Source organism: Streptomyces sp. NPDC047061, from assembly GCF_040643955.1.
GTDB lineage: Bacteria > Actinomycetota > Actinomycetes > Streptomycetales > Streptomycetaceae > Streptomyces.
Window position 1 is genome coordinate 18,455 of record NZ_JBEYVI010000019.1, and the last position, 13,907, is coordinate 32,361.

General features: G+C 67.5%; 12 protein-coding genes and 1 pseudogene. 8 read left to right on the top strand and 5 right to left on the bottom strand.

Annotated features, from left to right (window positions below; genetic code table 11):
• Positions 1–309: 309 nt before the first annotated feature.
• Entirely contained in the window at positions 310–1,236 is a 927-nt protein-coding gene (locus ABZ887_RS25750) for an AraC family transcriptional regulator (RefSeq protein ID WP_361293354.1), read from the top strand.
• 341 nt (positions 1,237–1,577) lie between these two features.
• Here ABZ887_RS25750 and ABZ887_RS25755 read toward each other — a convergent pair.
• The 4 genes and pseudogenes from ABZ887_RS25755 to ABZ887_RS25770 form a co-directional block, all read right to left on the bottom strand.
• Positions 1,578–1,851, bottom strand: a pseudogene (locus ABZ887_RS25755) (transposase); the annotation flags it as partial.
• A gap of 94 nt (positions 1,852–1,945) precedes the next feature.
• Positions 1,946–3,088, bottom strand: a complete 1,143-nt coding sequence (locus ABZ887_RS25760) for an AI-2E family transporter (RefSeq protein WP_361293357.1) — start codon at positions 3,086–3,088, stop codon at positions 1,946–1,948.
• 638 nt (positions 3,089–3,726) lie between these two features.
• Entirely contained in the window at positions 3,727–4,278 is a 552-nt protein-coding gene (locus ABZ887_RS25765; protein ID WP_361293360.1) for a DUF308 domain-containing protein, read from the bottom strand.
• 268 nt (positions 4,279–4,546) lie between these two features.
• Positions 4,547–4,744, bottom strand: a complete 198-nt coding sequence (locus tag ABZ887_RS25770; protein ID WP_361293363.1) for a hypothetical protein — start codon at positions 4,742–4,744, stop codon at positions 4,547–4,549.
• Between the two features lie 667 nt (positions 4,745–5,411).
• Between ABZ887_RS25770 and ABZ887_RS25775 the strand changes: the two genes are divergently transcribed.
• Complete coding sequence (locus ABZ887_RS25775; protein WP_361293366.1) at positions 5,412–7,736, top strand: FG-GAP-like repeat-containing protein; 2,325 nt, start codon at positions 5,412–5,414, stop codon at positions 7,734–7,736.
• A 131-nt stretch (positions 7,737–7,867) separates the two neighbouring features.
• On the top strand, positions 7,868–8,377 hold the full coding sequence (locus ABZ887_RS25780) for an SUKH-4 family immunity protein (RefSeq protein ID WP_361293369.1): 510 nt from the start codon (positions 7,868–7,870) through the stop codon (positions 8,375–8,377).
• A 23-nt stretch (positions 8,378–8,400) separates the two neighbouring features.
• Here the strand turns inward: ABZ887_RS25780 and ABZ887_RS25785 are convergent, their stop codons facing one another.
• Positions 8,401–8,544, bottom strand: a complete 144-nt coding sequence (locus ABZ887_RS25785) for a hypothetical protein (protein WP_361293372.1) — start codon at positions 8,542–8,544, stop codon at positions 8,401–8,403.
• Positions 8,545–8,730: 186 nt separating this feature from the next.
• Here ABZ887_RS25785 and ABZ887_RS25790 point away from each other — a divergent pair, with 186 nt between their 5' ends.
• The 5 genes from ABZ887_RS25790 to ABZ887_RS25810 all read left to right on the top strand — a co-directional run bounded on the left by ABZ887_RS25790 (position 8,731) and on the right by ABZ887_RS25810 (position 13,905).
• Complete coding sequence (locus ABZ887_RS25790) at positions 8,731–8,892, top strand: hypothetical protein (protein ID WP_361293375.1); 162 nt, start codon at positions 8,731–8,733, stop codon at positions 8,890–8,892.
• A gap of 123 nt (positions 8,893–9,015) precedes the next feature.
• Complete coding sequence (locus ABZ887_RS25795) at positions 9,016–10,302, top strand: site-specific integrase (RefSeq protein WP_361293378.1); 1,287 nt, start codon at positions 9,016–9,018, stop codon at positions 10,300–10,302.
• Entirely contained in the window at positions 10,299–11,759 is a 1,461-nt protein-coding gene (locus tag ABZ887_RS25800; protein ID WP_361293381.1) for a hypothetical protein, read from the top strand. Before ABZ887_RS25795 ends, ABZ887_RS25800 begins: the two co-directional genes overlap by 4 nt.
• Positions 11,692–12,798, top strand: coding sequence for a site-specific integrase (locus ABZ887_RS25805; RefSeq protein WP_361293384.1), 1,107 nt, complete (start codon positions 11,692–11,694; stop codon positions 12,796–12,798). The genes ABZ887_RS25800 and ABZ887_RS25805 overlap by 68 nt, the downstream gene beginning before the upstream one ends.
• Before the next feature lie 57 nt (positions 12,799–12,855).
• Entirely contained in the window at positions 12,856–13,905 is a 1,050-nt protein-coding gene (locus tag ABZ887_RS25810; RefSeq protein WP_361293387.1) for a recombinase family protein, read from the top strand.
• The last annotated feature ends 2 nt before the right edge of the window (positions 13,906–13,907 follow it).

Genomic DNA, 13,907 nt, shown 5'->3' on the forward strand with positions numbered 1-13,907 from the left:
CTGCTGGGACAGCGCCCGCGAGGTCGCGCGGTTAGGCATCGGCGACTCCGCGACGCGTCCCGCCAGGTCATCGGGCGGTGCGAGTGGCACGGCGGCGAGTCCGTTCGAACAGAGTCGCGTGCGGCCGGGACTGATGGGCGTGCCACAGGCCGGTGCGGGCAACGTTCCAGGCGCCTGCACCACCCGCGGGGTTGTCCGCCGGGGCGCCCCCGGACAGCGGCCTGCGCCCGGTCGTGGTCGGCCGCCGGACGGTGCCCGGCAGCAACGGCTTACTATTTCTCGACGAAGCCGGACAGCCGGGCAACGCGCGTGGACAGAGAGCATGTGGTGCGCGAGTTCGAGAAGGACGAGCAGTCCGACCATGAGACAACCGGTCGAAGGCCACTGGCGTGCGCACCCCTGCTGGCCACGTCGTCACGATGGCTGTGGGCCGGGGAGTTCGAGGTGGACCAGTTCGGCGCCTTCGCGGCCGACGACGTGACGACCATGCCACGGGACCACATCGTCGTCACCACTTCCCGAGAGCTCTCCCCGCACGTGCGACAGCACCGCTGCGGAGAAGCGATCGAAGGGCCCTCCATACCGGGAGACTCGATCGTCGTCCCCCGGGGCGAGGTGACATCGTGGGACGGCCTGCTTCCCTCCCATGTGCGCTTCGCCCTGCCTCCTGCACTGATCGACACAGCGGCCGCCGAGGTGTACCGGACCCGGCCGGGACGGGTGACCATCACGAACGTGATGCGCGCCGCGGACCCGGTGCTCGCCGGTCTCGGGGAACTGGCGGTTGCCGAACTTCGCACTCCCGACCACCCGGCACAGCGGCTGATAGTGGAATCCCTGGCAACAGCGATGGCGGCGCACCTGCTGCGCGGCTACGCAGGTCTCGACGAGCCGCGTACCTCCGGACCCGGCCTGAGCCCGCGCGGTGTCCACCGCGCGCTCGAGTACATACGCGAGAACCCGGCAGCGGCCCTGTCACTGGACGACCTGGCCATCGTCGCCGGCCTGAGCCGGCACCACTTCGCCCGCGCGTTCCGCGACGCGACCGGCCAGACGCCGGTCCGATACGTCGAACGCGTCCGCGTCGACCACGCCGCCCGCCTGCTTCGTTCCACTGAGCTGCCACTGGCCGAGGTCGCGGCCGCCGTCGGCTACAGCGACCAGAGCCACTTCACCCGACGGTTCCGCGTCCATACCGGGATGACACCGGGCCAGTACCGCAGGAAGGAGCGATGATCCAGGCCGGTGTGCCAGAGGCAACGCTGGTCCGGAACAAGCACAGTCTCTCTTGAGGGTGGCCGACGCGGCAGGCTCGGGACCCTGCGGCGTCCTCACGACCCGCTCCTTCGACTGGACACGGGCTGCCGGTCTGGGCTGTGGACACACAGTGGTCGACTGAGGAACACGAGCCACCGGGCGGCTGGTGTGAGTCCGTGCTCGACTCCGGGCCGCACTCTCTGACCTCCTCCGGCCTCACCGACGCCCGTGCCGTTGTACATCTCCAGCGCGCCGCATCCGGGGGCCCGGACCCCGCCCTCCCCATCCCCACACCAAGCTTGAGCAGCACAAAATCCGGTCACACGGGTGACATCGATGAGGCCGGCATCGTCGAGACGGTGCAGGCCGGCCTCGTGCAGGCGGCCCCAGACGCCGGCTCTGGACCAGATCAGGAACCGGCGGTGAGCGGTCGACTTCGATATCCCGAATCCCGAAGCACGGCGGCAACGCCCGCCAGGCGCAACCGCTCACCAGGACGTAGACAATCGCCGCGAACAGCGTCTCATCAGGTGTGTCCTGAGTTCCGCCGCCCTGCGGCCGTACCCCTGCCGGTGGGATCAGCGGTATTGCGATCCCTCACGGTCCGTCCGGCACGATCCAACTCCACGTTCCCCGCCCTGTACCGGGTCACCGTCCGCCTCACCACGTAGGACACGGCACCAGTACGTCATGACCTTGGGCCGGGGGTTTCGTGTGTCGTCGTGAGGCTGTCCTGCCGACGGGTTCGCAGCGCCGGGACAGTGATCGCCTTGATGGCAGCGGCGACGGGGATCGCCATCAGTGCGCCGATGAGTCCAAGTAGCGTTCCGCCGATGAGCGCCGCGAGCAGCACGGCGAGGGCCGACATCTGCACCGCGTTGCGCAACACCCTCGGTGCGATGAGGTAGTTCTCCAGTTGCTGGTAGACGACGAAGAACAGTGCGACGACGATGGTGTTCGGCCACAGGTCGGTGGTGGCCAGGGCTGCGACGATGCAGACCACGGCGCCAAGTGTCGCCCCGATCATCGGGAGCAGGTCGGTCAGTGCGACGAAGACCGCCAGCGGAACCGCGAACGGCACTTGCAGGGCAGTCAGAGCGATGAACGTGGCGACTCCGGCGATCGCCGAGATGGCGAAATTTCCGATCATGTATGAGCCGACCTTGTCGGCGACGACGGCGACGGCGTCGTCGGCCTTGCGGCGGTGCCGTTGCGGGAAGGCGGCGACCAGCCCCTTCCGTATCCGGGGCAGGTCGATCATGAAATAGATGGTCAGTACGCCCACGAGCAGGGCCGAGGATATGGCGCCCATCGCCTGCTGCCCATACGTCCAGGCGTTGTGTCCGGCTCCATCGAGCATTGTCCTGGCCCCTGCCGTGACGTGCTCCAGCAGGTGGACGCGGTCGTCCAACCGGGCGAGGGCCGGCGACTGCCTGCGCAGACGCGCCAGGTAGCCGGGGAAGTCGGAGGTGAGGCCAGTGCCCTGGCTCAGCAGCGGGGGAAGAAACACCCACAGGAACAGAGCAGCCAGGACGAGCGTTGTGAGGAAGATGATCGCGACCGCGCGACCGCGTCGGACTCCGCGCCCGACCATCCAGCATACCGGCGGATCCAGGCTGACGGCGAGGAACAGCCCGATGACTGCCTTGATCAGTACCGAACGTACGCTGTACAGCGTCATGGCGGCCACGGCAACCGCCGTGACGCCCCCTGCCGCTGCGACGGCCCAGCCGAACACGGTCAGTCGTGACACCGGCGCCCGGCCGGTCCTCTGACCGTTTTGATCGCCGCCGGCGGGTGCCTCGGATATTCGTCGCCCGTCTGTCTGCATGCGAACCCCTCTCAGCCCACATCGAAACCCCCACGGCCCGAACGGCGCGGTATCGCCTGGCTCGTGCCCGGGGACGGACTCGTTCCTCACGACGATGCCGGTACGCCCGGTCTGGCGGGCCGGCGCCGAGTCCGGCGCCGTTGTCTCCGTCGAAAAACCCGCCGAACATGACGCTGTCGCGCTCTATGCGATATCAGTGGGGAAACTCATCCTCGGCGGCCGTTCCTTCACGCTCCGTTACTCGACATCTCGACGCGCGGAGGACGGTCGCGTCACGTGCTACGAGAAACCGGCGACCCCAGCAGGTCGAGTGACGTGCGACGTTGAACGTCAGGCTGAGACGCTGTTCGCGGCCGTCGACTACAACGTGATGGGGCCGCCATGGCCAGCGCCCCCGAACCCATCGGCGATCTTGCGCTGACCGACCACCACGGTGTTCTGGTGTTGAGCAACACCTCGACCGAGCCGTCTGCGTTGATGTCGGCCAAGTCGTCCCCGACCTGGGGCGACTTGGCCGAGCGGAGTCGACTTCGTAGAACCGGTGTTGAGCCACACGTCCACCGAACCGTGGTCGTTGAGCGCCCATTGGTCATCACTGTTGTCATCGGCGGACTGCGGTCTGTGTTTACGGACAGAGCTCAGGCAGGCCGTGTGGTGACCCGGATCCGGTGTGCCAGACCGAGTTGCATGGCACCGAGCATGATCAACCAGAGCCCGGCGAGCAGCGAGAGTGTCAGCAACGACAACCCCGGCCAGGTCAGCAATGTCAGGCCGGCCATGACGTTGAGCAGGCCGATGAAGATGCTCCACCCCCGCCCGGGCAGGCCGAAATGGTCGAAGGCCGCGAAGACAGCGGTGAACCCGTCCACCATCCAGTAGATGCCGAGCAGCAGACCCAGTGCGAGCACAGTGATCAGGACGTGCCGGATCGCGTACAGCCCGAGCAGCAGGCTGACCACGCCCAGAACCGCTGTCAGCGCGCGGGCGGTGCCCGTGTCCTCCATGCTGGCCGATCCCACCAGGCGGAACACACCGGTGGTGACCAGCTGGGCGCCGAAGACCACCGCGAGCACGATCAGCGTGGGGCCGGGCCAGGCCACGGCGACGGCGCCGGTGACGATCGAGATCAGGCCGTACAGCAGATGCCATATCCAGGAACCGCCCAAGCGGGCGACGGGGCTCTTGTTCACGCCGTGGAAGCTATCGGCACTGCCACTGGGCGGTCTCCCGAAAAATGTCCGTCTCCTTGTGCCCAGGCACAAGGAACAAGCGCGCTCTATCGCGCTGGCGGACGAGCATCCGGAGGAAAGCCCGTGTCCAAGCCTGAGCCGCACCAGACGCTGATCACGGTGCCGGAGAAGATCCCGTGGCGGGTGTCGGCCGGAGCACCGCGCGAAAGGGTGGTCGAGGAAGCCGTTCTGGCGGGCTCTGAGGGGGAGGCGGGTGACTGCTTGGTGCTCATGAGGTGGTGCCCGGGCTGGATGAGCGCACCGCGCTGTTCGGCACCGCTCCGCTGAACGTCGGACGGATCGTCGGCCACCAGGTCCTGCGGGCGAGAGTGTGGCTCGGACCCTCGTACTGTTCCTTGTACCGCTGGTCATGGCGGCGGTCGTAGGTGTCGTCCGACTCGCCATGAACCTGCTCGATCAGCGGCATGAGCTGCTAGTCGCGGAGCCGGCGGGCCGGCTTCGGCCGCTTCTTGCGGGCGAAATGGGTGGACGGCGACAGCTCCAGAATCCGGCAGACGGGATCGACCCCGAGGCCCCTGTCACGCAGGTGGTCGATCACCTGCTCGGCCTCGTCCAGGGACGGTCGATCTCCTGGGCGGAAAACACCGAGGCGGCTTTGAGGATTGCGTTCGCGCTCCTCAATTCCGCTACCTCTTTACGGAGTTGCTTGAGTTCGTCCTGCTCGGTGCTGGTCAGCCGGTCATCGCGCTCGCCGCGGCCGGTCTCGGCCTGGCGGACCCAGCCGCGCAGGGCCTCCTTTATGCTGCTCAGGCTTGGCGTGAGGATAGGGCGGGTCCGGTGCAGGCCGGAACGTGCTGAATCGACAAGTGCTGAGGCTCGTCATCCGGGGGGCAGTTGCCGGCCGCCCGAACCCGCGGGCGGCCACGAGGGGACCGTCGGTACAGGGCTCACCGCACAGGGCTCACACCCCGCCTGCTGCCCGGGGGAGTGCGCGGCTGCGCCTGTGCCACCTGGTCACCCGTCATCTGACGGCCGGGCCTTGCTGCGTTCGGCGTCCACGGCTACAAACGTGCTCCCGGCATCTTGTGCTCGGGCACCTGGTCCAGGGCCCGTCGAAGTCCTGACCATGAGGCATGCGACTCTTCCGGGCGATCGCTCTCACCATCGCGGTCGTCGTCCTCCTGCCACTTGCCGCTCTGCCGCGGCCGGCCCTTGCCGCATCCCGCCCGGTGGCCGCCACGACCATCGCCGGGAGGCCGATCTCGGCGGCCGCCGACGCCGGCGACCTGACGGTCACCCTCGACGCCTCCGCCTTGGACCAGGCGGCGCTCGGACAAGCCCTCGACGACTTCGTCAAGCCCTACGGTTCCGGCGTCATCGACCTCGGGGCCGCGTACTGGGACACGTACAAGACGCACGCTGGGGATAGTCCGGGACCGCAGCTGCCGCAGATTTCCTTCCACGGCAGGATCACCCTGAGCGGCGGGTCCCTGGTGTTCGACATCAAGCAGTCGGACTATGCGGCGCTGTTGCCTACGTTCGGTGCGGCGTTCTGGTCCACGCTCATCGGGATAGGCGTTCGGCTGGCCCTGATGACGGTCTGCGTTACCACCCTGGGCGCAGCGGGCCCCGCCGCGTTTACGGTGTGCAACGCCCTGTCCGTAGCTGCCGGCAGCATTGCGGGAAATTACTTCTACGACCTTCTGAATGATCCGGGTCAGGATCTACCCATCCACAATTGGGTGAAGTACTTCGCGGCCGCACTCCTCGCGGGAATCAACGTTCTCTCGGGGAACCTCTTCAATGCCTTCAAAGATGGATCTATGGTGCGAGGTTGGTGGACGCAAGTATGGACCGTGGTGCGGCCGATCCTCGCACGGCTGGGCAACTCGATCCTCACAAAGGCGACCACCTGGTTCAACTCGTTCCTGCAGAACATCTGGCGTCCGATCTTCGACTCGTTGCGCGGCAACCACCAGGTGACCGCTCCACCCAACGACGTCGTGATGCTGCCGCTCAGCGACTCGATCACCTACGGCTACGGCAGTTCCACCAGCGCGAGTTACCGGGCCCGGCTCTGGGATCTGATGAACGGTGAAGGGGAGATCCCCACGTTCGTCGGATCGGTCGTGTCCGGTGACAGCTCGGCGCCGTACAGCCACAGCGAGGGCTATCCCGGCTGGCGGATCGACCAGATCGCGGGCATCACCGACCGGGCCTTGGCGAGCTACCGCCCGACGCTGGTAGTCCTTCACGCCGGTACCAACGACATGAACCAGAACTACCAGGTGGACTCCGCACCGCAGCGGCTGGACGCGCTCGTCGGCCGGATCCTCGCGGACGATCCGGGCGTGACCGTGCTGGTGTCGATGCTGGTGCCGGCCAAGGATCCGGCCGTCCAGGCCCGGATCAACGACTTCAACGCCCAGGTCTTCGAACTGGAGACGGAACGCTATGAGAACGGGCAGAAGGTCTGGCCCATCGGGATGGGCACGGTCGACCAGACCGACGACCTGGCCGACGACCTGCACCCCAACGACGCGGGTTACGCCGAAATAGCCGATAACCTCATCAACGGTGTCGTATTCGCCGCCGCAGAGCACTGGCTGGTCCCTCCGGTCGCCGGATCGCCCGGGGACAACGGAGCCGCCGGACCGCCGGCACCGGGCTGTCAGACCGGCACGAACGGGTGGAGTGCGATCGGGCAGATCGCGTCGGGCGTCGGTGAACCGGCGGGCCGGATCCGCTTCGCCGACTACGACGGAGACGGCCGGGTCGACTACTGGGTGCTGCACGACGACGGTTCGGTCGATGTGTGGCTCAACACCGGCACCTCGGACTGGACGGCGCTGGGGCAGGTCGCGCCGGGCGTGGGCCAGCCTGCCGCCAAGGTGCGCTTCGCCGACTTCAACGGCGACGGCAAGGCCGACTATCTGGTGCTCAACGACAACGGATCGGTGGATGTCTGGCTCAACACCGGGACGACGGTGTGGACTTCCCTCGGGGAGATGGCGTCGGGCGTCGGACAGCCGGCGAGCCGGATCCGCTTCGCCGACTACAACGGCGACGGGAAGACCGACTATCTGGTCGTCTACGACAACGGCTCGGTGGACGCCTGGCTGAACACCGGCACGACCCACTGGCAGGAGATCGGGCAGATCGCGGCGGGGGTGGGGCGGACGAGCAGCGGGGTCATATTCAAAGACCTCAATGCCGACGGCCGGACCGACTACCTTTGTCTCAACCCCGATGGCTCGGTAGATGCCTGGCTGAACACCGGCACAGCCCAATGGGCCGCGTGGGGCCGTATCGCCAACGGAATAGGCGAAGCGGGATTGGGTGACCTGATCACGTTCGCCGATGTGAGCGGCGACGGCCGGGACGACTACATTGCGGTCAATTCGGACGGCGCGGTCTACGCCTGGCTCACTGTGGGCGCATACGGAATGAAGCTTTGAGCACATGCGCCGTAACCGTCCATGGGTACTGAACTTGAATAGGTGATGTCGGGGTCGGCTGCCAGGCGGGAGTTGCGCGCCTCGCGGGCCTGTGGGTGTTGCCGGGCAGTCCATCGGGAGAGGATCTTCCCGTGAGCCAGCCCCTGCCGCAGTTGCCGAAGCCCGAGTTCGTCTTGATTGCCGTCGAGACGCCATCCGAGGTGCCCACCCAGATCGCTGTCGATCTCAGGGAGACCGGTATCCCCGGCGGGTTGATCGGATACGAGTACCGGCCACTGAGCGAGCCGGTGTACTTCGGGGGGATCGGTGAACGGGGGCTGGTCGCCATCGCGACGAGTGGCCTGTTCGGACGTATCGCCATCGATGTGGCCAGTGGTCACGTGGTGCAGATCCCCCATGTCGAGTCATCGACGACCCATCACGTGAACCGCGACCTCGACTCCTTCAGCCGATGCATCGCGGCCGTGATCGCACGCTTCCCGTTCTATGCGGAGGACGACGAGGAGGGGTTTGAGGAGGTGGCGGAAGAACTGCGCGAGCTCGTCTCCGGCATCGACGGGACCGCTCTCGCGGACAACGGGTTCTGGGAGACCTTCTGCGACGACGTGGCGATCGGAGACTATGCGGACTGGGATGCGTGATCCGGACCAGTCCCCCGCGTTGGTCAGCCGTCCAGGCTCAGGCCGGTGGCAGCGATGCAGCCGTCGACAAGGTCAGGGCGGTACTGGATCTTCTTGAGCCGACGTTTCACGGCTCTGGTGATCTCGCTGAGGTCCGCAGCGGCCAGGTTGCCCAGGTCGCGCTTCACCAGCGCCCAGATACCCTCAGTCTGCTTGTCACAGTGCAGGGTGCGATGGACAACGGAGTGTGGACGCGCGGATTATCAGCGGTGAGGGCCTGTTGCGGCTGGTCGAGCTGGTCGACCGCCTGAAGGCTCGTGACCTGGACGAAGGTGACGCGTCGTGGACGGCGACGGCGGGAGCGTGCTCCCCAGATGGAGGAAGGCCAGCCGGAAGCGACGCGGTGGGAGGTGCTGCCGGAGCTGAACCGTCGGTCGGCGGTGCAGTTACTGAGCGTGCTGATGAGCCGGGTGCTGGCGAACCCGCCCGCCGCGGCAGCGGGCGGGGGTGACGGCGGTGCTGCTGCACGAGCATGAGTCGGGCAAGGTGCAGGGTCGCCACCGTGACGGTCTGGCGGTCGTGTACCTGTTGACTGAACTACCGGGCGGGTTTCTGCAGTTCAGGGGACATGTGTGTCTGCGAGTCTACGGTCCCTGCCCATGACTGGATGGGATGGAAGGGAGCCCCGGGACCTCGCGGTGCTGACGGTTCCGATGGTGGGCTCGATGGAGGAGACAGGCGATCCCTGGGAGCCGTACCGATTACTGGACCCAGGCGGTGCGGTCATCGTCTCGGTCACCGAGTTCCTCAAGGACCTGCAGGCGATCGGTCGGCCGGAGACGACACAGCGGTCGTACGTGCTGGCGTTACTACGCTGGTTCCGGTTCCTGTGGGCGGCGAAGGTCGAGTGGGACCAGGCCACCCGGGTCGAGGCCCGAGACTTCTGCCGCTGGATGCAGATCGCAGACAAGCCGGACCGAGTCCACTGGCGGCACCGAGGTCAAGAAGCGACCGCGAGTGTGGCACCCGTCGGGGACCGAGTTCCGGGAGCGACCAATCCGGTGACGGGCAAGAGGTCGCCCGGCAGGAAATACGCGCCGACAACACGTGTGCACAGCGAGACCGTCCTGCGGTGCTTCTACGACTTCCACCGCGACGCGGGCTCCGGCCCGATCATCAACCCGTTCCCGCTGGTTCGGGGGCGCCGGAGCGGACGGGCCCACGCTCACCACAACCCGATGGATCCCTATCGCGCCGAGCGGAGCGGCCTCTATCGCCCCAAGGTCGCCACCCGAGCACCCCGCAGGATCCCGGACGACCACTTCAACGACCTCTTCGCGCGCCTGCCTTCGCATCGGGACCGGGCCCTGGTCGCCTTCTACGTCTCCACCGGCGCCCGCGCGTCGGAGCTGCTGAGCTCCGGGTGGTCCGACGCTGACCCCGGCCAGCAGCTGATCACGGTCATCCGCAAGGGCACGAGAGTCCTACAGCCGCTGCCAGCTTCGCCGGATGCGTTTGTCTGGCTGCGGCTTTATCAGGCCCAGATGGAAGGACTCGTACCCACCGGCGCGGACGAGCCTCTGTGGTGGACCCTGCGGCGCCCGTTCCGGCCGCTGGCCTACCCGGCCGCCTACCGGATGTTCCAGCGAGTCAACGCCGCGCTCGGCGTGAACTGGGGCTTGCACGACCTACGTCACACCGCGGCCTACCGCATGGCACGGGACCCGAAGATGCCGCTCACCGACGTCCAATGGGTCCTCGGACACGCTCAGTTGACCATCACTCAGCTCTACCTTTCGCCCGTTCCAGAAGACGTGATCGCCTCCGTTCTGGCCCACCACCTGCGCCGCTCCAGAGGCGAGGCGGAGCCCGGCCATGACGGAGGGACCATGCCTGTCTACCGGGCCGAGTCGTTGAACATCCTGTTCGGGGAGGGTACGTCGTGAGCGGCCGGCCGACTCCCGCAGCGACCGCGCCCCGGTCCGCGGTGCCGTCCGCACCCGAGGTGGCCACGCTGTTGGAGCGGTTCCCTCCCCGGCCACCAGAGCCGACCTGGCCAGCTACCCGGCACAGCCGCGCGAGGATCCACGAACGACTCCTCGCCCCGCCGTTCATCTCGGAGAGCGCACGCAACCAGGAGGGCCGCGAGGCCGGGCTGATCAAGGTGCTGGACTGGCTGGAGGGCCAGCCAGGCGACACCTGGCAGGCCCGGTGGCTGGCCAACGGCGCTGAGGAAGCAGGCAACGTCGCCTGGCGGCAGACAGCCTGCCGCGTCCTTCGCGGCCGCGAGTGGACCGGCCAAGCGCCCTGGGGCGAGTTCATCCAGCTCGGTCGCGGACTGCTGCCGCTGCTGGCCGCCGACGTGATCCGCCCGAGCCTGGCCTGGATGTTCACGCCCGGCAGCATCAAGAACCTGATCGCGGAGATGGCCCGCGGCCGCGACCCGGACGGCTTCACGAAGCTCTCGGCCTTGGCGCAGGAGGATCCGGGCAACACCCACACCAAGGAGGCCGCACTGCGGAGGATCGCCGGTCTGCTGGCGGCCAAGGGCGGCACGGTCGCCGACATCGCCGTCGGCGACTGCCTCCAGGTCGTCCACATCATGGCGGCGCGGGGACGGCGCGACACAAGCCTGTACTTCTACCAGATGCTGCACGCGCTCGGCGTGTTCCCCGCCACCGCCCCACGAACGGTGCGGGCCTTTGCCACTCAGGGCCAGGTCGGCATCGAGGGCCTCATCGACCGCTACGACCTGGCCTGCCGTCCCATCCGAGATCTCCTGGTCGCCTACCTGCGTGAGCGCCAGCCCGCGCTCGACTACGCGACCTTGCGCTCGATGTCCTTCGGCCTGGGCCAGATGTTCTGGAAGGACCTGGAGATGCACCATCCCGGCATCTCCTCGCTCCGCCTGGAGCCCGACGTCGCTGCGGCATGGAAGCGGCGCGTCGCCCGCAAAAGGGTCACCGTCACCAGCCCGGACGGCACCACCTCACAGACCGAGGTACCTCGCGCGGACCTCGGCATGAACTACATGTCGATGGTCCGCGCCTTCTACCTCGACATCGCCCAGTGGGCGATGGAGGACCCGCCCACCTGGGGACCATGGGCGGCTCCCTGCCCGATCCGTGACTCGGAGATGTCACGCCGCAAGGTCCATGCGCATCGCAAGTCCCGGATGGATCAGCGGACCCGTGAGCGTCTCCCGGCGCTGCCGGCCCTAGTCACCGCCGCCGACACTGCACGCAAAGCGGCGGCCGAACGGCTCACTGCTGCCCAACAGACCGCGCCTGGGCAGCTGTTCACCGCTGGCGGCCAGACCCTGCTGTCGGCGCGCGGTGCTAAGCAAGCACACCCACGCGGCCAAGACCTGGGCCGAAGACCCCGGCACCGGCAAACGCCGTGATCTCACCCTGGAAGAGCACCGGGCCTTTTGGAGCTGGGCCGCGGTTGAAGTCCTGCGGCACACCGGCATCCGCATCGAGGAACTCGCCGAACTCAGCCACCACAGCCTGGTGCAATACCGGCTGCCAACCACCGGCGAGCTCGTGCCCCTGTTGCAGATCGCCCCGTCCAAGACCGACGCCGAGCGGCTCCTGGTCATCAGTCCCGAACTGGCGGACGTGCTCAGCGCGATCATCAGCCGGGTCCGCGGCAGCAGGCCCATGCTGCCGCTCGTGGTGTCCTACGACATCCACGAACGCGTCTGGAACCCGCCGATGCCGCTCTTGTTCCAGCAGCGGCACGGCATCGAGAACCGTCCCATCACCATCCACACCGTCAGGGCCTTGCTGAACGCGACTCTCGCGGCCACTGGCCTCACCGACGGCAGCAACCGTCCGCTGAACTACACGCCGCACGATTTCCGGAGGATCTTCATTACGGACGCCATCCTCAACGGCATGCCCCCGCACATTGCCCAGCTCGTGGCCGGACACAAGGCGATCACGACGACTATGGGCTACAAGGCCGTCTACCCTGAGGAGGTCATCAACGGACACCGGGCGTTCATCGCCCGCCGCCGGGCAACGCGCCCCGGCGAGGAGTACCGCACTCCCACCGACGAGGAATGGGACGACTTCCTGGGCCACTTCGAGCGCCGCAAGGTCGCCCACGGCACCTGCGGACGAGCCTTCGGCACCACCTGCATTCATGAGCACGCTTGTGTCCGATGCGCGCTTCTGCGACCTGATCCCGCCCAGCGTCACCGACTGGCCGAAGTACGCGACAACCTGCTCGCCCGCATCGCCGAGGCCGAACGCGAAGGCTGGCGCGGCGAAGTCGAGGGACTGCGCGTCAGCCTCGCTGGAGCCGAGCAGAAGCTCGCCCAGGTCGAGCAGATCGCCACTCAGCGCACCAGGATCGACCTTGGGATGCCCGGCTTCTCGCGCATCGCCGGCCGTCATGTCACCACCACGCGACACCCGACGAACGAACCATCGTGACCGCGAACTGGCCGCTGGACCCAGGCGATCGCGCAGTCTCGAAAGTTCAGAGAATATGTGCGGCAGTCGTCCAGGCAGCAGGTTGTCGACCATGGCGAGTCGACGCGGCTGCAGTACGGCCTGGTGGAGCGGGCGGTGGCGCTGGGGTGGGCGCGGAGTCGGGTGCTGGTGATCGACGAGGATCTGGGCCGGTCCGCGGCGGGTGCGCAGGATCGGCCGGGCTTCCAGCGACTGGTCACCGAGATCACGATGGGGCATGTGGGGCTGGTGCTCGGCATCGAGATGTCCCGGCTGGCGCGGGCGGGGCGGGACTGGCACCAGTTGATCGAGTTATGCAGCCTGGCACGGACCCTGCTGGCGGACACCGACGGGGTCTACGATCCCAATGAGTACAACGACCGATTGCTGTTGGGCCTGAAGGGCACCATGAGAGAGGTCGAACTGCATCTGATCAAGCAGCGGATGGCGTCGGGCCGGCTGGCGAAGGCCGCGCGGGGCGAGCTGGCCGTGCCGCTGCCGGCCGGCTATGTCCGCAGGCCCTCCGGCGAGGCGGTGTTCGACCCGGACGAGCAGGTGCAGAGTGTCGTCCACCTGGTCTTCCACCTCTTCGAACAGCTCGGGACGGTGCATACGGTGCTGCGGTTTTTGACCGAGCACCAGGTGCAGATAGGGATGCGGGAACGCACGGGTGCGGCCAAGGGCGAGGTCGTCTGGCGCCGTCCGCACCAGACCGGCATCCAGAACATGCTGCGCAATCCGGCCTATGCCGGGATCTACGCCTATGGGCGCTCCCGCATCGACCCGTCCCGCAGGCTTCCCGGCCATCCCCAGTCCGGCAAGGTCCGCATCGCGGCCGAGCAGTGGCTGGTGACGATTCCCGGCCTGCTGCCCGCCTACATCACCGTCGCACAGTACGAGCGCAACCTCGCCCGGATGCAGGCCAATCGCGCGCGGGCCGAGAGCCTGGGAGCCCCACGGGAGGGGCCCGCACTGCTGACCGGCCTGGTGATGTGCGGGATCTGCCACCGCCGCATGGGCGTGAACTACGAGAACACCAAGAGCGGCCTGGTGCACCGCTACGTCTGCCTGCGCCAGCACCTCACCTAAGG